The organism is Niveispirillum sp. FG156 (genome assembly GCF_057809555.1).
Map to the genome: position 1 here is coordinate 197,348 of NZ_JBMDKE010000002.1, position 23,329 is coordinate 220,676.

Below are 23,329 nucleotides of genomic sequence, written 5' to 3' on the forward strand. Positions count from 1 at the left end.
GATACCTGATTGCCCATCAAGCGGCCTGGATATCAGGCCGCCTTGGTGCTGTCGATAGCGGCACCGGACCGGTAAAGGCAATAGGTGATGCTGTCGGAAAGCGCATTGAAGCTGGCGTCGATGACATTGGCCGACACGCCGACGGTGGCCCAGCGATGGCCGTGCCGGTCCGCCGTTTCGATCATCACGCGGGTGACGGCCTTCGACCCGTCCTGCGCGTTCAGGATGCGGACCTTGTAATCGACCAGCCGCATGCCTTCCAGCGCCGGATAGACGGGGATCAGGGCCTTGCGCAGGGCCTGATCCAGCGCATTCACCGGGCCGTTGCCTTCGGCCACCGTCATCACATTGTCGGGGCCGTTGGGGCTGGGGACCTCCACCTTCGTCGTCGCCTCCGACATGGTCACCAACTCGCCCTTGGCGTTCCAGCGGCGTTCGTCCAGGACGCGGAAGGCGGCGAGGCGGAAATAATCCGGCACCTCACCCAAGGCGCGCCGGGCCAGCAGCTCAAAGCTGGCTTCCGCACCGTCAAAGGCAAAGCCTTCATATTCCTTCTGCTTGACCAGATCGACCAACTGACCCACCCGGTCATCCTTGGGATCGACATTCACGCCCACCTCACGCAGGCGGGCCAGGATGTTGGACCGCCCCGCCTGATCGGAGACCAGGACATGGCGGCGGTTGCCGACCAGCGACGGGTCGACATGCTCATAGGATGCCGGGTCTTTCTCCACCGCCGAGACATGCAGCCCGCCCTTGTGCGCAAAGGCGCTTTCACCGACATAGGCGGCGTGGCGGTTGGGCGTGCGGTTCAGCCGTTCATCCAGCATGCGGCTGATATGGACCAACCTTCCCATGCCCTCCTTGCTGATACCGACATCAAAGCCCATCTTTACCGACAGGCTGGGGATCAGCGACAGAAGGTTGGCATTGCCGCAGCGTTCGCCCAGACCGTTCAGCGTACCCTGCACCAGCCGCACCCCGGCGCGCACGGCGGCCAGCGAGTTGGAGACGGCGTTTTCCGTGTCATTATGGGTGTGGATGCCCAGATGGCTGCCGGGGATGCGCTTGGCAACCTCTGCCACAATGGCCTCTACCTCATGCGGCAGGGTGCCGCCATTGGTGTCGCACAGGACCACCCAGCGGGCGCCGGCCTCATACGCCGCCTGCACACAGGACAGCGCATAGCCGGGGTTGGCCTTGTATCCGTCGAAGAAATGTTCGGCATCGAACAAAGGCTCACGCCCGCGCGCCTTGATTTCCCGAATGCTGTCGGCGATCAGGGTCAGGTTTTCGTCGCGCGGAATGGCCAGCGCCACATCGACATGGAAATCCCAGGTCTTGCCCACGATGCACACGGCCTTGGCCGTGCTGTTCAGAAGGGCCGAGAGGCCGGGGTCGTTCGACGCGCTGTGCCCTGGCCGACGGGTCATGCCAAAGGCCGTGAAGATGGCGCGCGGCAGCTTCGGCGGATCGGCGAAAAAGGCATTGTCGGTGGGGTTGGCGCCGGGCCACCCGCCCTCGACATAATCAATACCCAGCGCGTCCAGCTCCTGCGCGATGGCGATCTTGTCCGCCACGGTGAAATCAACGCCGGAGGTCTGCGCCCCATCGCGCAGCGTGGTGTCGTAGAGATAGACGCGGTTCGTTTCATTCATAATCACTGGCCAGATAGCAATGTCGTTGCCGAATGTGGCGCATCGCGTCCGCCGGATCAATGGTTATGCGCGCATAGGGCAGCTGTCCCTTGGTCGCATGCCATTGGTGTTGGGCGCATTTTGCCCTAAATAGGCACCACCCCCAGCTTGCAGGTTGATGATGATCGAGTGGCGGATCAGCGACCAGACCGTAGAGTATCCCGACGCGATTGCCTTCATGGAGGCGCGCGTGGCCGAAATCCGGGCCGGCACCGCGCCGGAGACGGTGTGGCTGCTGGAACATCCGCCGCTCTATACCGCCGGTACCTCGGCACGGGAAACGGACCTGCTGACCCCCATGCAGTTCCCGGTGTTCCAGGCGGGGCGCGGCGGGCAATATACCTATCACGGGCCGGGGCAGCGCATCGGCTATACCATGCTGGACGTGCAGGCACGCGGCGGCGACCTGCATGATTTTGTCTGGCGGCTGGAGGAATGGCTGATCCGGACCCTGGCGCAGTTTGCCGTGAAGGGTGAGCGCCGATGCGGTCGCGTCGGTGTCTGGGTCGACATGTCGCCCCATGGCCAGCCGGGGGTGGAGAATAAGATTGCCGCCATCGGCGTGCGCGTGCGGCGCGGTGTGTCCTTCCACGGCGTCTCGCTGAACGTAGAGCCAGACCTGACGCATTTCGGCGGCATCGTGCCCTGCGGCATCCGCGAACATGGCGTCACCTCGCTGGCGGCCCTGGGCCATATCGTCACCATGCCGGAGGTGGACATGGCCATGCAGGCGGCGTTTGAGGAGGTGTTCGGCGAGGACGCGGTGCCGCGTGCGCCGGGGACCTGTGCCATTGCCGACGCGGAGGGCTGAGCCATGGGTACGCGGCGCAGCATCACGGCGATGGTGCTTTATTTTGTGGGCGCGGCGGCGTTGATCGTGTCGGCCTTCATGCTGATTGCGCCGACACCCGACAGCTATGGCCCGGCCCTGGTCGGGCTGCTGCTGGGCGTACTGCTGCTGGGGGTTGGCCGGGCGTGCCAGCACCTGTCGCGCATCCGCGACCTGATGGAAGGGCGGGGATAAGGGTCAGGCCCTGTGATAGGGGTGGCCGGCCAGGATCTGCTGCGCCCGGTAAACCTGTTCGGCCAGCATGCCGCGCACCATCATGTGGGGCCAGGTCATGGGGCTGAAAGCCAGGACCAGGGCCGCCTTCTGCCGGATGCTGGCGTCCAGCCCGTCGGCCCCGCCGATGACAAAGGCCAGATCGCCCACGGCGGCGTCGCGCCATTGGCCCATGCGGGCGGCGAAATCTTCCGACCCCATCATGCGGCCACGTTCATCCAGCGCCACAATGGTGGCGCCGGGGGGCAGGGAGGCCAGCAACAGCTCCGCCTCCGCCCGCTTCAACTCATCGCCTTCCAGCCGCTTCTTGGTTTCCACCTCGCGCAACTGAAACGGCCAGGTGATGCGGGCCTTGTATTCCTCGAACAGGTCGCGGGCAGGGCCGGGCTTGGCCTTGCCGACAGCGGCCAGCCAGATACGCATTACTGCGCCGGTCCGCCGTCGAAATCAGCCGTCAGCGTCTTCAGAGAGGCCGGCGGCTCCACGCCCCACATCTTCTCGATGCAGTAGAAGGCGCGCACTTCCGGGCGGAACAGATGAACGATGACGTCGCCGCTGTCGACCAGGACCCAGTCGCACTGCGGATAGCCTTCGGGATTGCCGACATGGATGCCCAGATCGCGCAGGCGGCGGGCCACATGGTCGGACATGCCGCCCACCTGACGGGCCGACCGGCCCGTGGTGACGACCAGATAGTCGGCCATGCTGGTCTTGCCGCGCAGGTCGATGGTGATCGTGTCCTCGGCCTTGTCCTCGTCCAGAACGGCCAGGATCAGTTCAAGGGTGCGCTCCGGCATGTCCGCGGCGGCGATGGCGCCGGCGGCCGGGTTGGGGGAATTCTCTGCGCTCACGATCTGGTTCACCGAAATCAATCCTTAAAGGCTTCGCCATCCAGCCCCTGCCGGATCGCCGTTGCCGATGCGGGGTGCAGGGGCACGTCCAGGAAGACCCAGACCGGCGGCGGCAGGTCGGCCAAGCCACCCGCCCGCCGCGCATCCACACGCGCAACGGCAAAACGCCGGGAAGCCTTGCCGCCCAGCGCAAAGGTAGAATAGGGATGTCGCGGGAAGATCGCAACCGGCACCTGCGCAAAAATCCGGGTCCAGTCGCGCCAGCGCGGCACCTGACACAGATTGTCGGCCCCCATCAGCCAGACGAATTTCGTGCCCCCGAACCGGGCCTTCAGGGCCGTCAGCGTATCAACCGTGTAGCGGGTGCCCAGCCGCGTTTCGATATCGCTGACCACGATGCGCGGATGGTTGGCAACCCTGCGGGCGCGGGCCAGGCGGTCGGCCAGTTTTCCCATCCCGTCCAATGGCTTGAGCGGGTTCTGCGGGCTGACCAGCCACCAGACCTGATCCAGGTTCAACGCCCGCAGCGCCATCAGCGACATATGCCGGTGCCCCGCATGCGCGGGATTGAACGACCCGCCCAGAAGACCGATGCGCAAGCCCTTCCACAGCGTGCCCGCCCCCGGTTTCGGCGGGGTGGGCACGCGGTGGCCATGCGTCATGGGCAGGGCAGGGCGGGCGTGATCAGGGCCGGGTATGCCCATCACCGCGCACCACATACTTATAGCTGGTTAGCTGTTCGGCACCCACGGGACCGCGCGCATGCAGCTTGCCCGTCGAAATGCCGATTTCGGCGCCGAATCCGAACTCACCACCATCCGCGAACTGGGTGGAGGCATTGTGCAGGACGATGCCGCTGTCGACCCGCGTCAGGAACCGGTCGGCGGTGGCGGCGCTCTCCGTCACGATGCTGTCGGTATGGTGGCTGCCATGGCGACCGATATGCTCGATGGCTTCGTCCACGCCGCCCACCAGTTTCACCGACAGGATGGCGTCCAGATACTCGGTGTCCCAATCTTCATCATTCGCCGGCTTCACCCGCGCATCCAGGGCCTGCACCCCGTCATCGCCGCGCACCTCGCACCCCGCCTGAATCAGGTCGTTCAGGATGGGGGGCAGCAGGCTGGCGGCCACATCGTGGTGGACCAGCAGCGTTTCTGCCGCGCCGCAGATGCCGGTGCGGCGCATCTTGGCGTTCAGGGTCACGCGCCGCGCCTTGTCGGCATCGGCATCCTTGTCCAGATAGACATGGCAGATGCCGTCCAGGTGATAGATCACCGGCACCCGGGACTCATCCGCCACCCGGCCCGTCAGCGACTTGCCCCCGCGCGGGATCACCACGTCGATCCAGCGTGTCATGGTCAGCAACTCACCCACGGCGGCGCGGTCGGTGGTGGGCGGTGCCTGGATGGCGTCACGCGGTAAACCCGCTGCATCCAGGCCCGCATGCAACGCCGCCAGGATGGCGCGACCGGAATGGAAGCTTTCCGATCCGCCGCGCAGGATGGCGGCATTGCCGGATTTCAGGCACAGCCCGCCTGCATCGGCGGTCACATTGGGCCGGCTTTCAAAGATGATGGCGATCACGCCCAGCGGCACGCGCACCTTCTCAAACCGCAACCCATTGGGCCGTTCCCAGCGTTCCAGCACGGCACCCAGGGGATCGGGACGGTCGGCAATTTCCTCCAGCCCTTTGGCCATCGCCTCCACCCGCGCCGGGTTCAGCATCAGCCGGTCCAGCATGGCGCCCGACAGGCCCTTTTGCGTGGCCGCGTCCATGTCCATGGCATTGGCGGCCAGGATGTCGGCGGTACGGGCGCGCAGGGTCCCTGCGGCCACGCGCAGCGCCTTGTCCCGCGCGTCCGCTGGCGCCGTCGCGACAATCGCGGATGCGGCGCGGGCGCGGCGGCCCAAGGCATCCATGATGCTGGCGATATCCTGGCGGTCGATGCTGTCCATGGCGGTCAAATCCCGTTGCGGTGTGCGGCACGCAGCCTACATCGTTGCCGGAGCGGTTTCACCCCTGCCGCGCCGATGCCGGCCATGCTATCCTGTGCATTATGTCGATCTCATCCATCACCAGCACCCCGCCCGACCTGACCCGCGCCGGCCTTGAAGGCTTTCAGGACGCGCAGGCAGCGCTGCAGGTGGCCGCCGATGCCGTGGCTGGCGGCAATGCTGACCCTGCCGTCATCCTGGATGTTAAGCAGGCGGAAGTCACGGCGGGCATCAGCGCCGCCGTGATGAAGGCCGATCAGCAGAATTTCAAGCGGCTGCTGGATATTCTGGCTTAAGGCTGGTTGCCCTCACCCTCCCATTGGCTGGCGCCAACGGGCCTCTCCCTCTCCCACCTTCGTGGGCGAGGGTATAAAAATTCCGCCCCTCGCCCGCTTGCGGGAGAGGGAGGGGCCCAGGCCCGTCAGGGCCTGGGAGGGTGAGGGGAACCCCGTACCTCTTACTTCAAACTGCCGCAGAAGCGCTGAATGCGCGTGCAGGCCTCTTCCAGCACGTCGGTGCTGGTGGCGTAGGAGATGCGGAAGAAGGGCGACAGGCCGAAGGCGGCACCATGCACCACCGCCACACCCTCGGCTTCCAGCAGTTCGGACGCAAAATCCTCGTCCGTCTCGATGACCTTGCCCGTCGGGGCCGTCTTGCCGATGGTGCCGGCGCAGGACGGATAGACGTAGAAGGCGCCTTCCGGGTTGGGGCAGTTCAGGCCGGAGGCCTGGTTCAGCATGGACACGACCAGATCGCGGCGCGTCTGGAATACCGCGGCGCGTTCCTTGATGAAGTCCTGCGGACCGTTCAGCGCTTCCACGGCGGCGGCCTGGGAAATGCTGGTTGGGTTGCTGGTCGACTGGCTCTGGATGATGCCCATGGCCTTGATCAGGGCCTTAGGCCCGGCGGCATAGCCAATGCGCCAGCCGGTCATGGAATAGGACTTGGACACGCCATTGACCGTCAGGGTGCGGTCATAAAGGGCCGGCACGACCTGGGCGATGGTGGTGAACTTGAAATCTTCATAGACGAGATGTTCGTACATATCGTCGGTCATGATGTAGACCTGCGGGTGCTTCAGCAGCACCTCTCCCAACGCCTTCAGCTCATCCGCGGTATAGGCGGCACCCGTCGGGTTGGACGGGCTGTTCAGGATCAGCCACTTGGTCTTCGCCGTGATGGCGGCTTCCAGGTCGGCGGGCAGCAGCTTGAAGCCGTTTTCCGCCGGGCAGGCCACCGTGACCGGCGTGCCCTCGGCCAGCAGCACCATGTCGGGGTATGAGACCCAGTAGGGGGCGGGGATGATCACTTCGTCGCCGGCATTCACGGTGGCCATCAGGGCATTGTACAGCACCTGCTTGCCGCCCACGCCCACCGTCACCTGATCGGGCGTGTAGGTCAGGCCGTTCTCCCGCGCGAACTTGGCGCAGATGGCCTTTTTCAGGTCCGGCGTGCCGTCCACATCGGTGTAACGGGTCTGGCCGTTCTCGATGGCGCGGATGCCGGCGGCGCGGATATTTTCCGGCGTGTCGAAATCGGGTTCACCAGCGCCCAGACCGATCACATCGCGACCGGCGGCTTTCAGCGCGCGGGCCTTGCTGGTCACCGCAATGGTGGGTGACGGCTTGATGCGGGACAGGCGGTCGGCAAGCAACGACATTTATTTTCCCCTGGTTGGGACCAATTGTGACCGGGAGGGGACCTTAAAGCGCCCGATCATTATCGCCAAGCACAGGAATGTTATAGGACGCGCGCGTTTTGGGCAGGGGTGGGGAAGGGCTGCCCTGATACAATCGTAACCCACCCGCTCGTGACATCGGGACCATTCTGGGTTATTTCCTGGCCGATGCTGACGGAACTTGCGAAATGGTTTGGGGTCGCCGTGGCTGACCTCATCAGCTTCACAGCGATCGCCCTGGTGGTGATTACGCTGGTGGTGACGTTCGCCTTGTCGGTGAAGCCCAAGCGTATCAAGCCCACCTCGATCAAGCAGTACAATGCAGAGCTGTTCAAGCGCCGCATGGAGCTGGAGGAACTCTCATACCCCATGCTGAACGATGTGAAGATCGGCGGGGGCAAGGCCGGGCTGGTCCGGATCGACAATGTGCTGCGCCTGCCGGCCAGCATTCTGCTGATCATGTCGGCGCCGCCCGACGTGGCAGGGCAGGTTCGCTGCAACCAGAATGCGGGGCAGTGGAAATATGTGAGGCCCGACCATACGGTCGGCACCTTCATCAACCCGGTTTTACAGCTGCACCCGTTGATCACGGCCATCCGCAGCCGTTTCCCGCTGGTGCGGGTGCGTGTCCTGTGCGTGTTTCCGCGTCAGGCAGATTTCGGGGGGCGTCCGGTCAAGACGGCCTGCCTGCCCGATGATATGGTCAAGATGATCCGGGAAATGGCCGCCGAAGATGGCGCGCAGAATCAGGCCATGGATGCCGCCTGGGACAGCCTGTCGATTGCCCTGAAACAGGGCAGCGCCGATGCCGAAAGCAACGGCAACAGTGCCAAGGGCCGCCGGGCGGGCTGATCCGCCGCCCTGCTTCCAAGACGATCACCCGCGACCTACGGGATGGAGCGTTACTCTTCGCTGCCGCCATCCTGGGCGATGTCATCGGCCAGTTCGCCGGCCATTTCGACGAACAGTTCGGCATCGGCGGTGATGCCATTGGCCTCGCAGATGCGCATGAAGACGCGGTAGCCGTGCAGGATGGCGACATCCATGGCGGCCTGATCGCCTTCCTCGCTATACCGGTCCTTGATGTCCTGATCTTCCAGCGTGCCGAGGATATCCATCTCGGCGGCCTTCAGGACGGCTTCCATCGCCTGCTTGTGAAGTGTGGACATGGGTCCGGTTCCTATGACTGACAGGGCCGGGGTCAAATGCCCCGCAATTGCCGCTTCATACCATTGAATGGATGCGACGCAACCCTTTGCGTGAGAATGTGGTTAAGCGTGCCCGGTGGCGAGGGCCGCGACAACCGCTCAATTGCGCAGATTGATGGCCTGCAGCTTGCGGGTCTTGCGGTTCATCTCGACCTCATATTGCAGCCACTGCCCCTCTTTCAGGGTGGACAGGCCGATATATTGAACGGCGGAGATATGGACGAACACGTCCTCGCCGCCATCCTCGGGCGTGATGAAGCCAAAGCCCTTGGCGCTGTTGAACCATTTGACTGTGCCCGTGGGCATGGCGCTCTCCCCGGCGCTGTCGTGACGATGGCCGGCAACATGGCCCCAACTCTGCGCCATTGCAAGGGTCCGGGGCAGGGGACGGGGTTGCGCCCGCTTACTGTGTGCTGGCCAATGCCGGCGTGATCAGGGTAGCCAGGGTGTTGCCATCCACCCGTCCATCGAAACGCAGATCCGCGTGCATGGCCCAGCGGCGGGTGGTGCGCAATAGCGGGATGAAGGGCAAATCGCGGCTGGCGATCACCGCAACCTGCTGCAACAGCTGCTCCCGCCGGCTTGCATCTGCCTCCACCATGGCCTGCGACAGGATCTGATCCAGTTCAGGATTGCTGTATCCGCTGTCATTCTGGCTGCCCGCCTTTATGTCCGGCTGTGGGGTGTGAAGCAGTTCCCAGTTGGAATAGCCCATTTCGCCCGTGAACGGGACCCGGCTGCCCAGGAACAGATCATAATCCCGGTCGCGCAGCAGGGGCAGGGCGTCGCCCACGCTGGCATAGCGGATATCAAGCTGTACCCCGATGGCCAGCAGGTAACGGGCCACGCCTTCTGCGACGCGCGCAAAGGGTTCGATGGTGATCAGGCGCAGGCGCAGGCCTTCCTGCACGCCCGCCTGTACCAGCAGTCGCCGCGCCTCTGCCTGATCGAAGGGAATGGATGCAGCCGGGGTGTAGCCTGGGATGCCGGGTGGTGCCATCTGGTCCGCCGGTTCGGCACTGCCCTGCGCGACGCGCTTGCTCAGGGCTGTACGGTCGATGGCGATGGCCAGGGCACGGCGTATATTCACGTCCGCCAGGGGGCCGGCAAGATTGACGGTCAGCATCAAGGTGCGCAGCGGCTTGCTGTCCACGACCTTGATGTCGGCACGTGCGCTCAGGAAATCCAACGATTCCGGCACCACCTGATTGATGATGTCCACCTCTCCGGACACCAGTGCCCGTGCGCGCGCGACACCGGAACCCAAAATAACCTGTTGTACGCGGTCCCAATGCGGTCTGGTCCGCCAATAGGTGTCGGCGCGAACCAGATCGGCGCTGCTGCCGCTGTGGAAGGAGGCCAGGCGATAGGGGCCGGTGCCCGGCACCTTGCCATCCGCGAACCGTTGTTCGGTGAGGGCCGCCAGCCCGTCGGCGGTTCCCGCACAGCCGCGCGGCTGATAGGTGCCTTTCCAGCCATCGGGGGCGGGGATGATCGGCAGAAGCGTCAGGACATGCGGCAGCAAGGGCATGGTCCCCCGCGTGGTGATGACCAGCGTATGGGCATCGCGCGCCACCGCCTGCTCTACCCCCGCGATCAGGCCGGCCAGCGGCCCGTTCCCCATGCTGTCCAGCCGGCAAAAGGTGAAGGCCACATCATGGGGTGACAGAAGCTTGCCATCATGGAACTGCACATCGGGCCGCAGCCGAACCACCCAGGTCCGCTCCCCCTCCATCTCCCACCCCGTGGCAAGCCAGGGGACGATGCCCAGCCCGTCATCGGGCAGGATCAGCGGTTCGAAGATGTGAAAGGCCAGATTGCGGCTGTCGACGGAATAGAACCGATGGGGATCAGCCGATGCCGCCACCATGTCGAGCCCGACGCGCAGCACCTGTGCTGGTGCATCGGTGGCAAGCGCAGTAGCCCCGCCGCCCCATGTCAGTGCGGTGAGAAGTGCAAGCGACCGTAGCCCGCGCCGGATCAACGGGCGGTGCCATAGTGAGGGACTGTTGCTGGACGTGACCAATCCATCGCCCTCGGAAGTTATGCGATTTCAAGCCTAAGCTATTGGGATAGCGCTGAACACTGGCCATAGGGATAGCGGTGGACGCGGTCCCCACAATTGTCACAGCCTTCAACCGATCCCTGCCAGCAGGTCCCCATCTGTGCGCGTTTCCGCTGCCTCCAGCGGGTCCGGCGCGTTGGGGTCGCCGGCGGCGGTTTCCCGGCCCAGATGCGGCAGGCCGATGGAACGCAAACCGCCGATCAGCGTACGCTGCACGATCACCCCGCGCTGTTCCATATAGGACAGAAGCCGGCGGGCACGGCCCGGTGACCGGCTGCCGCAAGCCCGCGCCACTTCCGCATCCGACGGGCAGGGGGCCTTTGACATGGCGGCGCGTGCCAGTAGCAGGAACACGCCCTGCATATCCTCCGGCAGGGTCTTGGCGGCCTGTTCGGCGGCGGTCCAATCGGGATCGTCGGTCCCTTCGGCATCCACCCCCGCCCGGATCACCGACAGGCGGCGGCGGAAGGCGGGCATGTCCAGCGTTTCGCCGCGCAGCCGGTGGATGCGGCAGCGGACCAGAAAATCCTGATACAGCACTGCATCGGTGCGGAAGGCCGCGTCCGGGTCGGACAGGACCTGACGCAGCACCTCGTCCAGCTTCTCGTCATTCTCCGCCGCTTCGAACAGCGAGGGTTCGGGGTTCAGCGCGGCGGTGGCGGCCATCTCCGCCTGACGCTGTCCGGCCAGACGCAGGGCGGCGTTGATGTCGGGCTGTGGCGTCGGCGGCGTCCGGCGCACGGGCGGCGGCGGTGCCGTCAATTCCTCGGCGGACGGTGTCAGGATCAGGTCGCGCGCATCGGCGTGCGGCTGGTCCGGCAGGGGCATCAGCTTCGGGCTGCCGCCCCGGCCCGATGTTTCGACATGGCCGATTGTGATGGGCAGGGGCCGGCGCGATACTGCCGGGCCTAAGGCCACGAAATGCCCGCGCTGAAGATCGCGGAACATTTCCGCCTGCCGGCGCTCCATCCCCAACAGGTCCGACGCGCGCGCCATGTCGATATCCAGGAAGGTGCGGCCCATCAGGAAATTGCTGGCCTCGGCGGCGACATTCTTGGCCAGCTTGGCCAGACGCTGCGTGGCGATGATGCCGGCCAGCCCACGTTTGCGGCCACGGCACATCAGGTTGGTCATGGCGCCCAGGCTGGCCTTGCGCGCCTCGTCCGACACTTCACCGGCGGCGGCGGGCGCAAACAGCTGCGCCTCGTCCACCACCACCAGCATCGGGTACCAGTAATCGCGTTCTGCATCGAACAGGCCGCCCAGGAACGCCGCCGCCAGACGCATCTGCCCCTCGATATCCGCCCCCTCCAGAGACAGGACCACCGACACCCGGTGCTGACGCACACGAGCGGCGACCTTCTGCAGGGACGACTCGGTATGCTGGGCGGCATCGACGACCACATGGCCGAACTTGTCGGCCAGGGTCACGAAATCCCCTTCGGGATCGATGACGCATTGTTGGACCCAGGGGGCGGATTGTTCCAGAAGACGGCGCAGCAGGTGGGATTTGCCGGACCCGGAATTACCCTGCACCAGCAGGCGGGTTGCCAGCAGTTCCTCCAGGTCCATCGTGGCGGCGCGCCCTTCCGCCGTCAAACCCATGTCGATGCCGACCTGCATCCCAACCTTGCCTGCTGAGTTCCGTGAAGCGCGCTCTATAGCGCATCGCTACCGGGTTGGGGAACCTTTACCGGTCATCCACCGGTTCCACATCCACGGCGACCAGCACGCCATGGCCCCCACCGCCCATGATCACCCCGCGCAGGGGGCAGACATCGTCATAGTCGCGGCCCCAGGCCAGGGTGACATGATCGGTGTCGCATTGTCGGCCATTTGTAGGGTCCAAATCGATCCAGCTATCTTCTTCCCCACACCAGACCTGAACCCAGGCATGGCTGGCATCGGCTCCTTTCAGCTTTTCCTTGCCCGGCGGCGGCAGGGTGCGCAGATAGCCGGAGACATAGCGGGCGGGCAGGCCCAGGGCGCGAAGCGCGCCGATCATCAGATGGGCGAAATCCTGACAGACGCCGCGCCGCTTGGCCAATATCTCCGAAATCGGGGTGCTGACGGTCGTGGCAGTGGGATCAAAGCTGAAATCATCATGGATGCGGCGCGTCAGGTCCATGGCCCCGGCCCCCACGGGCTGACCCGGCGGGAAGAATCCGGCAGCAAACAGCGTCAGGGCCGTATCGGCCAGCGGCACGCGGGCCGATGGGCGCACAAATTCCAGCGTTTCGGCAAGGATGGCCGCCTGGGCCGCCACATCCTCCCACGCCGGTGTCGCGCCGGGGGTGAAGGGGGGCGGGGGCGCGACGGTCACGTCGATCTCCGCCGTGACCTTCAATTCCCGGTGCGGTGTATGCAGCGCCGCATAGGTTACGGGATTGCCGAACCAGTCGCTGCGGCCCGTCATGACACCGGGCCAGGGAATGATGGTCAGGGTGGAATTGTGGTTGGTCTGGCGCGGATGGGCACGTGGTGCCAGATGCGCCAGCATATGGGCGCTGATCACCGTGTCGCCGTAATGATAGCGGGTGACATGAGTGCATTTGTACCGCACGGGGCCACGCGCCGCCGCCATCGCTTCGCCGTCCACGGCATCCTCTTCACGTCGTGCGGGCAAAGACATGGCTGAAATAGGCCTGACTGAGCAGATTGGAGATTTCGGGAAGAAGCCGGCCCAACCGGTCGGTCAGGTCCGACAGTGCCGTCGGGTCACGCGTCGGCTGCGGATCGGCCACCATGCCGGCGGCGGTTTCCAAAAGATCGTTGGCCAGCTTGGTTGGGCTGACCTCCAGCCCCTCGGCATCGATGGGCGGCAGCTTCACCAGCTGACGCTGTACCGTCTTGATCTGGAAGGCCAGCGAGCGCGGGTGATCATCATCGGCCAGCAGCAGCGACAGCACCGGTTCCCGCCGGATGCCCACCGGATGCTGATCACGGTAGGCGGCCCCCGCCGCCGCCAATTCCAGCAGCACCGACAGCGACGCCACCGTTCCCGCCGTGCCAGCCCCCAGGCCGCAGCCATTGAAGGCCCCGACAATGCCGATAGCGCGTTCCAGCCGCCGGCCCAGCACCAGGAAGCGCCAGGCGGGCCCGCGCGACATGCCGTCCAGTTCCAGCCCGATCAGGGAGGCGAGAAGCCGCGATACCTCATCCAGGCGCAGCTGCATGGTGGCCGGCTCGGCCTTCAAGGGCTGGGACGCGACATCGCCCAACACCGTCAGCACGCGGCTGAATTCCCCCGGCAGGCGGTCGCGCACGCCGGACGCGGCGCGGCGCAGCCGTTCCATGGTGGCGCGCAACCCGCCGGGATTGGCGCGATCAGCCACAATCTCCAGCGCCTGGCGCATGCCGCGTACAGCATCGGCCTGCGGCAGGCCGGAGATTTCCATCGGGATCATGCCGGTAAAGCCCATCAGGCGCAGCAGGGGGACCAATTCCTCCTCCGCGCCTGGATGGGCATCATCGGTCAGGCGGCGGGCGGCGGCGCGCAGGGTGCGCACGGCGGCATCGGCCCGTTCGGCATAGCGCCCGACCCAAAACAGATGATCTGCGGCACGGGACGGTAGGTCGCCGGTGCGCGGGCCGGTATCGCCGCCACCATCCGGCATCACGGCGGCAGAACCCCGGCGACGCTGCGGCTGCCCGATGGTGGCACCGACGATCCAGACATCCTTGGCTCCGGCCCCGGTCTGCAAGGTCACGGACGCAAAACGTTCATCGGCAGAAATGCGGGCTAGGCCGCCCGGCATGATGGTCCAGTCGCCATCCGGCGTGGCACAGGTGAAGGCGCGCAGCACCAGGGGGCGGGCCACCTTCCTGCCATCGCGCCAGACGGGGGCGGTGGAGGGGACGATGGGTTCCTGTGCCACCCAATCCTGGGGCCGGCGGCGGATGCTGGCCGCCAGCTCGGTCCGCGCCGCATGGTCCAGTTCGGCCCCGAAGCTGGTGCGGTGGCCCAGACTGGAAAAGGCGGGACGGAAGACCAGCCGGTCCAGGCCCGCCACCATTTCCGCCCGCTGCCGCGCATCGCCACCCCAATAGGTGGGGACATCGGCCAGCAACGGCGCCTCGCCCAGCACATGGCGGGACAAGGAACCCATCCAGGGGATCAGGGCCACCGAATCCGTCAGCCCACTGCCCAGGCTGTTGCAGACCATGACATTGCCGGCGCGCACCGCCTCCAGCAATCCGGGCACGCCCAGGATGCTGTCGGGCCGCAGTTCCAGCGGGTCGCAGAAATCATCATCGACGCGGCGCAGGATCACGTCGATCCGTTCCAGCCCGCCCAGGGTCTTCAGATAGACAGCCTGATCGCGCACCGTCAGGTCCGCCCCCTCCACCAGGGTCAGGCCCAGATGACGGGCCAGGAAGGCATGTTCGAAATAGGCTTCGTTCAGCGGACCCGGCGTCAGCAACGCCATGCGCGGGCAGCCATCGGGGCCGGATCGGCGCGGGGCCAGATTGATCAGGGTCTGGCGCAGTTGTTCAAAGAAGGGCGACAGCCGTTCGACATTGCAACCGCGGAACGCCTCCGCCAAGGTCTGGCTCATCACCACGCGGTTTTCCAGCGTGTAGCCGGTGCCCGTGGGCGCCTGTGTCCGGCTGGCCAGCACGCGCCAGATGCCGTCGCGGTCGCGTACCAGGTCGGTGGCGATCAGGGTCAGGCGTGATCCGGCGGGCAGGTTCAGCCCGTGGCAGGCGCGCAGGAACCCCGGATCGCCCAGCACCAGCGCCGGTGGCAGCACGCCGTCGCGCACCAGCGTCTGCTCGCCATAAAGATCGGCCAGCACCCGATCCAGCAGCCGCGCCCGTTGCCGCAGCCCCTCGGCGATCATATGCCATTCCGATTGCGGCAGCAGCAGGGGGATGGGGTCCAGCGGCCAGGGCCGCTCCACACCTTGAGGATCGGCATAAGCGTGATAGGTCACGCCGTTCTGGAACAGCAGACGCCGGCCCGCATCCCAGCGTTCCGCCATCGACGCGCCATCGGCGGCACCGGACGAGATGAACCCCTGCCAATGCGCGCGCACATGCCCGTCACCGGTGACCATCTCGTCCCAGGGTTCGGCATGTGCGTCCGCATTGTCGCGGGAAGGTTCAGCCAAGGCGTAGGTCAAGGGTCAACGGGAACTCGGGGTTTCTGATCTCGATCGGGGCCGCCATAGGTCCCGGCGTGTGGCCGAACGGGAAGAACCTGGCCAACCGCCGCCCCTCTGCCTCGTTGGCATTGACCGGGAAGGTGGTGAAGTTCCGCCCACCCGGATGTGCCACGTGATAGGTGCAGCCGCCGATCGAGCGACCCGTCCAGCTGTCCACGATATCGAAGATCAACGGCGTATGCACGGGTATCGTGGGGTGCAAACAGGTAGGGGGCTGCCATGCGCGGTACCGCACCCCCGCCACGAACTCCCCTTCCGTGCCTGTTGGATGCAGGGGAACCTTACGTCCGTTGCAGGTGACGATGAACCTTTCGTCCGTGGCGCCGGCCAGTTTCACCTGCACGCGTTCCAGGCTGCTATCCACGAAGCGGACAGTGCCGCCCCCGCCTGGCTCCTCCCCCAGCACATGCCACGGCTCCAGCGCGGACCGCAGTTCCAGGGTGAGGCCGCGCTGGCTGACATGGCCCAGGGTGGGGAAGCGGAAATTCAGATGCGGCTTGAACCAGCTTTCCTCAAACGCGTAACCGGCACCGCGCAGGTCGGCGACCACGTCCTGGATGTCCTGGCTCACGAAATGCGGCAGCATGAAGCGTTCATGCAGCTTGGTGCCCCAACGGACCAGCTTGGCCCGATAGGGCTGCTTCCAGAACCAAGCGATCAGGGTGCGCAGCAGCAACTGCTGCACCATGCTCATCTGCGCATGCGGTGGCATCTCAAAGCTGCGCAATTCCAGAAGGCCCAGGCGGCCCGTGGAACTGTCGGGGCTGTACAGTTTGTCGATACAGAATTCGCTGCGATGCGTATTGCCCTGCACATCGACCAGAAGGTGGCGCAGCGCGCGATCCACCAGCCAGGGCGGGCAGTTGCTCCCCGCCTCATCCAGGATTTTGAAGGCGATTTCCAGCTCATAAAGGCTGTCATGCCGCGCCTCATCCACGCGCGGATGCTGGCTGGTCGGGCCGATGAAGGTGCCGGAGAACAGGAAGGACAGGGAAGGGTGGTTCTGCCAGTAGGTCAGGAGCGAGCGCAGCACGTCGGGCCGGCGCAGGAACGGGCTGTCGCCCGGCGTCGGGCCGCCCACCACGACATGGTTGCCGCCGCCGGTGCCGACATGCCGGCCATCCAGCGCGAATTTCTCCGTCGCCAGCCGACTTTGCCGTGCGTCCTCATACAGTTCGGTGGTGTTGCGGACCAGTTCGTCCCAGCTGCTGGCCGGATGGACATTCACCTCGATCACGCCGGGGTCGGGTGTGACGGCGATATTGGCCAGACGCGGGTCCTTGGGCGGGCCATAGCCTTCCAGCACGACCGGCATGTCCAGCTCGACACAGGCAGCCTCGATGGCCGCGATCAACTCCACCCAGTCCTCTAGATGGGAGGTGGGCGGCATGAAGATATACAGCCGACCGTCGCGTGGTTCCACGCACAGGGCCGTACGCACCACCCACCAGGCCGACTGCCCCTTCTCGGGCGCGTTATCGCGGACATCGGCCATGCGGCGATGCCGCTCGCTGGGTTCGGTGCGGCCCCTGTTCACCGCCACCATCTGCGTCAGTTCCTCATAGGCGGGCAGGGGTGTGCGCGGGTCGAACGGGTCCTGTTCGTAATGGTACGGGTATTGGGCTGGTGCGACCCAGGGCAGGGACCCCAGCGGCAGGCGGTAGCCGACGGCGCTGTCACCCGGCGCCAGGAACAGCTTGTCCGTGCGCGTCGCCCAGGCAGAGGATAGCCAGACCGGCCCCGTCGCCTCATGCCGGCGGTTCAGCGGCAGGGCAAAGCCGATGGGCTGATCCAGCCCACGCTCAAAAACCCTGGCCAGACGCGCGCGTTCTTCCTCATTCTCCAGCTTGCTGTCGAACGGGTCGACATTGACCGGCAGCTTGCGTTCCTTGTTGATGTAGTACCAGGGGTCCTCAAACGCGGCGCGGGCGTAATCGCCGGGAATGCCCAGCTTTTCCGCCAGGGTCTTGATGTACAGCTCGGCATGTTCGGCCTTGAAACCGTAATCCTTGCGTTCATCCGCCTGATATTCATCATGCGTCCACAGCGCATCGCCATCCTTGCGCCAGTAAAGCTGCAAGGCCCAGCGCGGCAGACTTTCGCCGGGATACCATTTGCCCTGCCCGAAATGCAGCAGGCCCCCCTGGGCGAAGCGCCGCTTCAACCGGCGGATCAGGTCGCCGGACAACAGGCGCTTGGTGGGGCCCAGGGCAGACGTATTCCATTCAGCCCCGTCCATGTCGTCGATGGAAATGAAGGTGGGCTCACCCCCCATGGTCAGGCGGATATCGCCCTCCACAATCTCCCGGTCCACCTGTTTGCCCAGCGTATCGATGGCGGCCCATTGTTCGGGCCAGTAGGGTTTGGTGGTGCGCGGTTGTTCGCGGATGCGGGTGACCGACATCGCATGTTCGAACGACACCTCGCATGGTTCAAGCCCGCCGGTGACGGGCGCGGCACTGAACGGGTCCGGCGTGCAGGCGACGGGGATATGCCCTTCACCGGCCATCAGACCCGAGGTCGGGTCCAGCCCGATCCAGCCGGCACCGGGCAGATAGACCTCGCACCAGGCATGCAGGTCGGTGAAATCCGCCGTCGGCCCCTCAGGCCCTTCCAACGGCTTCTGATCGGCGACCAGCTGGATAAGGTATCCCGACGCAAAGCGGGCGGCCAGACCCAGATGCCGCAGGGCCTGCACCATAAGCCAGGCGCTGTCGCGGCAGGACCCGGTGCATTTCTCCAGCGTCTCTTCCGGCGTCTGCACACCGGGTTCCAGGCGGATGACGTAGGAAATGGCCTGCTGCAGCTTGGCATTCAGGCCCATCAGGAAATTGACGGTCGCCTGCTCCGACCGGTCAATTTCCGCCAGGAAGGCCGACAGCAGGGGCCCGGCAGGCTCGGTTTCCAGGAACGGCTTCAGATCCTTGGCCAGCAGCGGGTCATAGGTGAAGGGCACCGTCTCCGCCGCCGGTTCCAGGAAGAAGTCGAACGGGTTGATGGCCGCCATATCGGCGACCAGATCAACCTCCAGCGTGAATTCCGTGGTCTTTTCCGGGAAGACGAACCGCGCCAGCCAGTTTGATTGCGGGTCCTGCTGCCAGTTCAGGAAATGCTTCTTCGGCGTGACCTTCAGGGAATAGGAGAGAATGGGGGTGCGCGCATGCGGGGCGGGCCGCAACCGCACGATCTGTGGCCCTAAATTCACGGGCCGGTCGTAGCGGTAGATGGTCTTGTGGTTCAACGCGACATGAATACCCATTCGCCCCTGTCCCCCACCAATATGCGACCGCCGGATGACGGTGCGATGACGGTAACACCAAAAGAAGGGGTGGTTAAGGTGCGTTGCAGCAATTGTTGCGGGGCCATGGGAAATCCGACGGTTCCCCCGCCACATTCCCGCCCATCATTTCTGCATGCTGTGCGGATGCGGGGGTTCGGTGTAGGGTGCCGGGTACCTTCGCGGATCGACTGATTCCGTGACAGCTGTGTCATGCCCGGATACCCTTGATCAAGTTTGGAAAAATGAACGTTTTCAAAGACTTCGAAGCCAAGATTCATGATGCGCTGAACCAGATGGTTCAGGCAGGCGACCTGCCGTCCGGGCTGGACTTCTCCCGAATCACCGTTGAACCGCCGCGCGATCCCAGCCATGGCGACGTGTCCACCAATGCCGCGATGATCCTGGCAAAGCCCGCCGGCAAGCCGCCGCGCGCCATTGCAGATGCGCTGGTCGCCCGGCTGAAGGACGCCGCCACCGTGACCGAGGCGGCGGTCGCCGGCCCCGGTTTCGTGAACCTGCGCATCGATACCGGCTTCTGGCTGTCGCGCATGGCCGACATCCTGAACCTTGGTGCCGGTTTCGCATCTAGCAACCTGGGTCAGGGCAAGCCGGTCAATGTGGAATATGTGTCGGCCAACCCGACCGGCCCCATGCATGTGGGCCACACGCGCGGCGCCGTCGTGGGCGACGCGCTGGCCCGTCTGCTGATCAAGACCGGTTTCAAGGTCACGCAGGAATATTACATCAATGATGCCGGTGCGCAGGTCGATGTCCTGGCCCGTTCCGCCCATTTGCGCTACCGCGAGGCGTTCGGGGAGACGATTGAAATCCCCGCCGGCCTTTATCCGGGCGATTATCTGGTGCCTGTGGGTCAGGCGCTGAAGGATCAGTATGGCGACAAATTCCTGAATGCCGATGAAACCCTCTGGCTGCCGCTGTTCCGGGAATTTGCCGTCGCGCAGATGATGATCCGCATCAAGGAAGATCTGGCGCAGATGGGCGTGAAGCATGACGTCTTCTCGTCCGAACGCGCGCTGGTTGATGCCGGGTCGGTGGAAGTCGCCCTAAAGGCGCTGGAAGATCAGGGCCTGATCTATACCGGCGTGCTGGAGCCGCCGAAGGGCAAGAAGCCCGACGATTGGGAGCCGCGCCCCCAGACCCTGTTCCGCGCCAGCCAGTTCGGCGATGATGTGGACCGCCCGCTGAAGAAGTCAGACGGTTCCTACACCTACTTCGCCAACGACATCGCCTATCATTTCGACAAGTTCCGCCGGGGCGGCGGTGACCTGATCGATGTGCTGGGTGCCGACCATGGCGGCTATGTGAAGCGCATGCAGGCCGCCGTCACCGCCATCACGGGTGGCAAGGGCGCGCTGGACGTCAAGATCTGCCAGCTGGTCAACCTGATGGATGATGGTCAGCCCGTGAAGATGTCCAAGCGCGCGGGCCGTTTCGTGACCCTGCGCGACATCGTGGATGAGGTTGGGGCCGGCGTCGTTCGCTTCATCATGCTGACCCGCCGTAACGACCAGACCCTGGATTTCGACGTGGCCAAGGTCACCGAACAATCCAAGGAAAACCCGGTTTTCTATGTGCAGTATGCGCATGCACGCTGCCATTCTGTCCTTCGCCATGCGGGCGAGGCCGGGGCCGACCTGTCGCCGGCGGGGCTGGCTGGGGCCAACCTGTCGCGCCTGTCCTCGGACGAGGAAGTGGCGATTGTGAAGCAGATGCTGTCCTTTCCCCGTCTGGTGGAAGCGGCGGCGGAAGCGCATGAGCCGCACCGCGTGGCCTTCTATCTCTATGAACTGGCCTCGTCCTTCCATGGTCTGTGGAACAAGGGCAAGGATGATGCATCCATGCGCTTCCTGATCGAAGGCGATGCCGACCTGACCCGCGCCCGTCTGGCGCTGGTTACCGCTGTGGCCCAGGTGATTGCCTGCGGTCTCGATATCCTGGGCGTGGAGCCCGTCAAGGAAATGCGTTGAGGCGCCGTTCCCATGACCTATTATGATGACGAGGACGATAACGGCCAGAACCCGCCACCCCCGGCGGGCCGCCCGGCCCCGCGTGCGGAATTCCGCGCCGATCCGTCCTTCAGCCCCCGTGCCGGCTATCCGCAGGCAACGCCGCCGCAACCGCATCCGCAGGGTGACCCCAACCCGATGGATGAATATGTGCAGCCGCAGCGCCATGCCGCCCCGCCGCCCCTGACGGCGCAGGCGTCCGCACCGCCGCCGCCCCCGCCGCAGGCACCGGGACCGGAAACCTATGTCGATCCCGCCGCCGCCGGTTACCGCGCGCCGGCCCAGGACCCCTATGCCGATCCGCAATATCAGCAAGCCTACCAACAGGGGCCGGCGGCACAGCAGGCGCAGGAAGCCTATTATCAGGAATATGAGCAGCAGCATGCCGGCTATTATCAGGCCGCCGCACCGCGCCGCCGCAACCTGCTGAATATTGGCGTGATCGCCGGTGCCGTCATCGTCTTCGGCGGTATCATCTTCTACGCCTATAACCAGGGCATGCGCGCCGGCACCGAAAGCGTGGCCCCCATCCTGCGCGCCGATACGGCCCCCACCAAGATCCGCCCCGAACAGCCGGGCGGGATGGAAGTGCCGCACCAGGACAAGCTGGTCTATGACCGGCTGAACCCCGCCAACAATGCCCCGCCGGGCGAGGTTGAACGTCTGCTGCCGCCGCCCGAGGCGCCGATGGAGCGTCCCCGCGCCGACGCTGTGGAACTGCCGGAAGAGCTGCCCATGGCGGAGGAAGGGGAAGGGGCTGTTTCCGCCCTGCGGGAGCCGCCGACGGAAGAGGTGGCGCGTCAGGCCCCGATGGCCCCGGCCCCCGTGCCGACCTACGCCCCACCCGTGGCCACCCAGGCCCCGCAGCAGCAGCCCCTGCCGGCACCGAAGCCGGCCCAACAACAGCAGCCGCAGCAATTGCTGCCGCAGCAGCAGACGCCGCCCAAGCAGGTGACCCAGGCGCTGGTCGCCCCGCCGCCGGCAACCGTGGCACCCAAGCTGGCACCGACCCCTGCGGCACCAGCCGCTGCCGCGCCCAAGCCCGCCACCGGCGGTCCCGCCGTGCGCATCCAGGTCGCCGCCGTGGACAGCGAGGCCAAGGCCGCCGCCGAATGGCAGCGTCTGCAGCGCAAGTTCGGCGGTGAGTTGGGCGGCCTGTCCATGCGGACAGTCCGGGTCGAACTGCCCAAGGGCATCTTCTACCGTATCCAGGGCGGTCCGGTGGATGAGGCGCGGGCCAAGCAGATTTGCGCCACCATGTCGGCCCAGGGCGCGGGGTGCAGCATTGTCCGCTGAACGCGCGGCCTTGGTCCTGGGGTGTGAGGGCACTGTCCTGACGGCGGAGGAGCGGGATTTCTTCCGCGACGCCAACCCGTTGGGCTTCATCCTGTTCCGCCGGAATGTTGACAGCCCCGATCAGGTGCGGGCCCTGGTGGATAGTCTGCGCGACGCCGTTGGCCGCCACGCCCCCATCCTGATCGATCAGGAAGGGGGGCGTGTGGCACGCCTGCGCGCACCGCACTGGCCGGAACTGCCGGCGGCGCGCGTTGTGGGCGATCTGGCCGATGCGCAGAAAGCGGGGCAGGCGGCCTGGCTGCATGGCCGTCTGCTGGCCGCCATGCTGTCCGACCTGGGCATCGATGTCGATTGCGCGCCTGTGGCCGATGTGCCGGTGCCGGGTGCCCATGACGTGATCGGCGACCGCGCCTTTGCCATGGACCCAGGCACCGTGGCTGTCCTGGCGGCATCGCAGGCGGCGGGCCTGCTGGCCGGTGGCGTTCTGCCCATCGTCAAGCACATCCCCGGCCATGGTCGCGCTTTCGCCGACAGCCACAAGGAACTGCCCGTGGTCAACACGGTGCGGGCGGAGCTGGAGGCCTGGGATTTCGCGCCCTTCAAGGCGCTGTCGTATCTGCCGGCGGCCATGGTCGCCCATGTCGTCTATACCGATATTGATGCCGACCGTCCGTCCAGCATCTCCCCCACCGTGATCCGCGACATTGTGCGAGGCCATATCGGTTTCGACGGTCTGCTGTTCAGCGACGATCTGTCCATGCAGGCCCTGTCGGGCACCTTGGGGCAGCGTACCGCCGCCGTCCTGGCCGCCGGCTGCGACGTCGCCCTGCATTGCAACGGCCAGATGGCGGAAATGCTGGACGTGGCGGCCAATGCACGCGCCCTGGACGCGGCGGGTTTGCGTCGCTGGTCTGCGGCCTCTGCCCTTGTGGCGGCGGTCCCGCCAACCGATATCAATGCCTTGCGGGCCGAATTCGACCGGCTGCTGGCGGGGTGAG

The 23,329-nt window shown here is 65.5% G+C and carries 20 protein-coding genes; 7 read left to right on the plus strand and 13 right to left on the minus strand.

Annotated features, from left to right (window positions below; translation table 11 throughout):
* Nucleotides 1–32 precede the first annotated feature (32 nt).
* On the minus strand, nt 33–1,658 hold the full coding sequence (gene cimA, locus ACODSP_RS02165; RefSeq protein WP_488963989.1) for a citramalate synthase: 1,626 nt from the start codon (nt 1,656–1,658) through the stop codon (nt 33–35).
* Nucleotides 1,659–1,815: 157 nt separating this feature from the next.
* Between cimA and lipB the strand changes: the two genes are divergently transcribed.
* Complete coding sequence (gene lipB / locus ACODSP_RS02170) at nt 1,816–2,508, plus strand: lipoyl(octanoyl) transferase LipB (RefSeq protein ID WP_488963990.1); 693 nt, start codon at nt 1,816–1,818, stop codon at nt 2,506–2,508.
* 3 nt (nt 2,509–2,511) lie between these two features.
* Nucleotides 2,512–2,721 (plus strand): hypothetical protein, encoded by a 210-nt coding sequence (locus ACODSP_RS02175; protein WP_488963991.1) that lies wholly within the window; start codon nt 2,512–2,514, stop codon nt 2,719–2,721.
* 3 nt (nt 2,722–2,724) lie between these two features.
* Here the strand turns inward: ACODSP_RS02175 and rlmH are convergent, their stop codons facing one another.
* The 4 genes from rlmH to ACODSP_RS02195 are packed head-to-tail and all read right to left on the minus strand — an operon-like array spanning nt 2,725 to nt 5,570.
* Complete coding sequence (gene rlmH, locus ACODSP_RS02180; RefSeq protein ID WP_488963992.1) at nt 2,725–3,183, minus strand: 23S rRNA (pseudouridine(1915)-N(3))-methyltransferase RlmH; 459 nt, start codon at nt 3,181–3,183, stop codon at nt 2,725–2,727.
* A complete protein-coding gene (gene rsfS, locus ACODSP_RS02185) occupies nt 3,183–3,623 on the minus strand; it encodes a ribosome silencing factor (RefSeq protein ID WP_488963993.1) in 441 nt (146 codons plus the stop codon). Before rsfS ends, rlmH begins: the two co-directional genes overlap by 1 nt.
* 5 nt (nt 3,624–3,628) lie before the next feature.
* The gene (locus tag ACODSP_RS02190; RefSeq protein ID WP_488963994.1) at nt 3,629–4,315 is read right to left on the minus strand and encodes a nicotinate-nucleotide adenylyltransferase; all 687 of its coding nucleotides are present in this window, start codon (nt 4,313–4,315) and stop codon (nt 3,629–3,631) included.
* Complete coding sequence (locus ACODSP_RS02195; protein WP_488963995.1) at nt 4,296–5,570, minus strand: glutamate-5-semialdehyde dehydrogenase; 1,275 nt, start codon at nt 5,568–5,570, stop codon at nt 4,296–4,298. The genes ACODSP_RS02190 and ACODSP_RS02195 overlap by 20 nt, the downstream gene beginning before the upstream one ends.
* A gap of 101 nt (nt 5,571–5,671) precedes the next feature.
* On the opposite strand from ACODSP_RS02195, the gene ACODSP_RS02200 reads away from it, so the two are divergent.
* Nucleotides 5,672–5,905, plus strand: coding sequence for a hypothetical protein (locus tag ACODSP_RS02200; RefSeq protein ID WP_488963996.1), 234 nt, complete (start codon nt 5,672–5,674; stop codon nt 5,903–5,905).
* Between the two features lie 161 nt (nt 5,906–6,066).
* Here the strand turns inward: ACODSP_RS02200 and ACODSP_RS02205 are convergent, their stop codons facing one another.
* Nucleotides 6,067–7,269 carry a pyridoxal phosphate-dependent aminotransferase gene (locus ACODSP_RS02205; RefSeq protein WP_488963997.1) on the minus strand — a complete coding sequence of 401 codons (1,203 nt, stop codon included), beginning with the start codon at nt 7,267–7,269 and terminating at the stop codon, nt 6,067–6,069.
* A 222-nt stretch (nt 7,270–7,491) separates the two neighbouring features.
* On the opposite strand from ACODSP_RS02205, the gene ACODSP_RS02210 reads away from it, so the two are divergent.
* Entirely contained in the window at nt 7,492–8,139 is a 648-nt protein-coding gene (locus ACODSP_RS02210) for a hypothetical protein (RefSeq protein WP_488963998.1), read from the plus strand.
* 50 nt (nt 8,140–8,189) lie between these two features.
* On the opposite strand, the gene ACODSP_RS02215 is transcribed toward ACODSP_RS02210, so the two are convergent.
* The 7 genes from ACODSP_RS02215 to ACODSP_RS02245 all read right to left on the minus strand — a co-directional run bounded on the left by ACODSP_RS02215 (nt 8,190) and on the right by ACODSP_RS02245 (nt 18,987).
* Nucleotides 8,190–8,456 carry a hypothetical protein gene (locus ACODSP_RS02215; RefSeq protein ID WP_054167421.1) on the minus strand — a complete coding sequence of 89 codons (267 nt, stop codon included), beginning with the start codon at nt 8,454–8,456 and terminating at the stop codon, nt 8,190–8,192.
* A 138-nt stretch (nt 8,457–8,594) separates the two neighbouring features.
* Complete coding sequence (locus tag ACODSP_RS02220) at nt 8,595–8,801, minus strand: cold-shock protein (protein WP_488963999.1); 207 nt, start codon at nt 8,799–8,801, stop codon at nt 8,595–8,597.
* Between the two features lie 97 nt (nt 8,802–8,898).
* Nucleotides 8,899–10,386 (minus strand): ABC transporter substrate-binding protein, encoded by a 1,488-nt coding sequence (locus ACODSP_RS02225; protein WP_488964000.1) that lies wholly within the window; start codon nt 10,384–10,386, stop codon nt 8,899–8,901.
* Nucleotides 10,387–10,629: 243 nt separating this feature from the next.
* Complete coding sequence (locus tag ACODSP_RS02230; RefSeq protein WP_488964001.1) at nt 10,630–12,183, minus strand: helicase HerA domain-containing protein; 1,554 nt, start codon at nt 12,181–12,183, stop codon at nt 10,630–10,632.
* Nucleotides 12,184–12,250: 67 nt separating this feature from the next.
* Nucleotides 12,251–13,159, minus strand: coding sequence for a transglutaminase family protein (locus tag ACODSP_RS02235; protein ID WP_488964002.1), 909 nt, complete (start codon nt 13,157–13,159; stop codon nt 12,251–12,253).
* Between the two features lie 10 nt (nt 13,160–13,169).
* Nucleotides 13,170–15,674: a circularly permuted type 2 ATP-grasp protein gene (locus ACODSP_RS02240; RefSeq protein WP_488964003.1), complete on the minus strand. Its 2,505-nt coding sequence runs from the start codon at nt 15,672–15,674 to the stop codon at nt 13,170–13,172.
* A complete protein-coding gene (locus ACODSP_RS02245) occupies nt 15,667–18,987 on the minus strand; it encodes a transglutaminase family protein (protein ID WP_488964004.1) in 3,321 nt (1,106 codons plus the stop codon). Before ACODSP_RS02245 ends, ACODSP_RS02240 begins: the two co-directional genes overlap by 8 nt.
* A gap of 263 nt (nt 18,988–19,250) precedes the next feature.
* Here ACODSP_RS02245 and argS point away from each other — a divergent pair, with 263 nt between their 5' ends.
* Genes argS through nagZ form a run of 3 tightly spaced genes read left to right on the plus strand, consistent with a single transcriptional unit; the run spans nt 19,251 to nt 23,328 of the window.
* Nucleotides 19,251–20,996, plus strand: a complete 1,746-nt coding sequence (gene argS, locus ACODSP_RS02250) for an arginine--tRNA ligase (RefSeq protein WP_488964005.1) — start codon at nt 19,251–19,253, stop codon at nt 20,994–20,996.
* 12 nt (nt 20,997–21,008) lie between these two features.
* Nucleotides 21,009–22,331, plus strand: a complete 1,323-nt coding sequence (locus ACODSP_RS02255; protein WP_488964006.1) for an SPOR domain-containing protein — start codon at nt 21,009–21,011, stop codon at nt 22,329–22,331.
* Nucleotides 22,321–23,328, plus strand: a complete 1,008-nt coding sequence (gene nagZ, locus ACODSP_RS02260; RefSeq protein WP_488964007.1) for a beta-N-acetylhexosaminidase — start codon at nt 22,321–22,323, stop codon at nt 23,326–23,328. Before ACODSP_RS02255 ends, nagZ begins: the two co-directional genes overlap by 11 nt.
* The last annotated feature ends 1 nt before the right edge of the window (nt 23,329 follow it).

Excerpts from the sequence above, each read along its gene's own strand:
- cimA (WP_488963989.1), bottom strand. The coding sequence starts at position 1,658 with ATGAATGAAACGAACCGCGTCTATCTCTACGACACCACGCTGCGCGAT.
- lipB (WP_488963990.1), top strand. The coding sequence starts at position 1,816 with ATGATGATCGAGTGGCGGATCAGCGACCAGACCGTAGAGTATCCCGAC.
- ACODSP_RS02175 (WP_488963991.1), top strand. The coding sequence starts at position 2,512 with ATGGGTACGCGGCGCAGCATCACGGCGATGGTGCTTTATTTTGTGGGC.
- rlmH (WP_488963992.1), bottom strand. The coding sequence starts at position 3,183 with ATGCGTATCTGGCTGGCCGCTGTCGGCAAGGCCAAGCCCGGCCCTGCC.
- ACODSP_RS02190 (WP_488963994.1), bottom strand. The coding sequence starts at position 4,315 with ATGGGCATACCCGGCCCTGATCACGCCCGCCCTGCCCTGCCCATGACG.
- ACODSP_RS02195 (WP_488963995.1), bottom strand. The coding sequence starts at position 5,570 with ATGGACAGCATCGACCGCCAGGATATCGCCAGCATCATGGATGCCTTG.
- ACODSP_RS02200 (WP_488963996.1), top strand. The coding sequence starts at position 5,672 with ATGTCGATCTCATCCATCACCAGCACCCCGCCCGACCTGACCCGCGCC.
- ACODSP_RS02205 (WP_488963997.1), bottom strand. The coding sequence starts at position 7,269 with ATGTCGTTGCTTGCCGACCGCCTGTCCCGCATCAAGCCGTCACCCACC.
- ACODSP_RS02215 (WP_054167421.1), bottom strand. The coding sequence starts at position 8,456 with ATGTCCACACTTCACAAGCAGGCGATGGAAGCCGTCCTGAAGGCCGCC.
- ACODSP_RS02220 (WP_488963999.1), bottom strand. The coding sequence starts at position 8,801 with ATGCCCACGGGCACAGTCAAATGGTTCAACAGCGCCAAGGGCTTTGGC.
- ACODSP_RS02230 (WP_488964001.1), bottom strand. The coding sequence starts at position 12,183 with ATGCAGGTCGGCATCGACATGGGTTTGACGGCGGAAGGGCGCGCCGCC.
- ACODSP_RS02245 (WP_488964004.1), bottom strand. The coding sequence starts at position 18,987 with ATGGGTATTCATGTCGCGTTGAACCACAAGACCATCTACCGCTACGAC.
- argS (WP_488964005.1), top strand. The coding sequence starts at position 19,251 with ATGAACGTTTTCAAAGACTTCGAAGCCAAGATTCATGATGCGCTGAAC.
- ACODSP_RS02255 (WP_488964006.1), top strand. The coding sequence starts at position 21,009 with ATGACCTATTATGATGACGAGGACGATAACGGCCAGAACCCGCCACCC.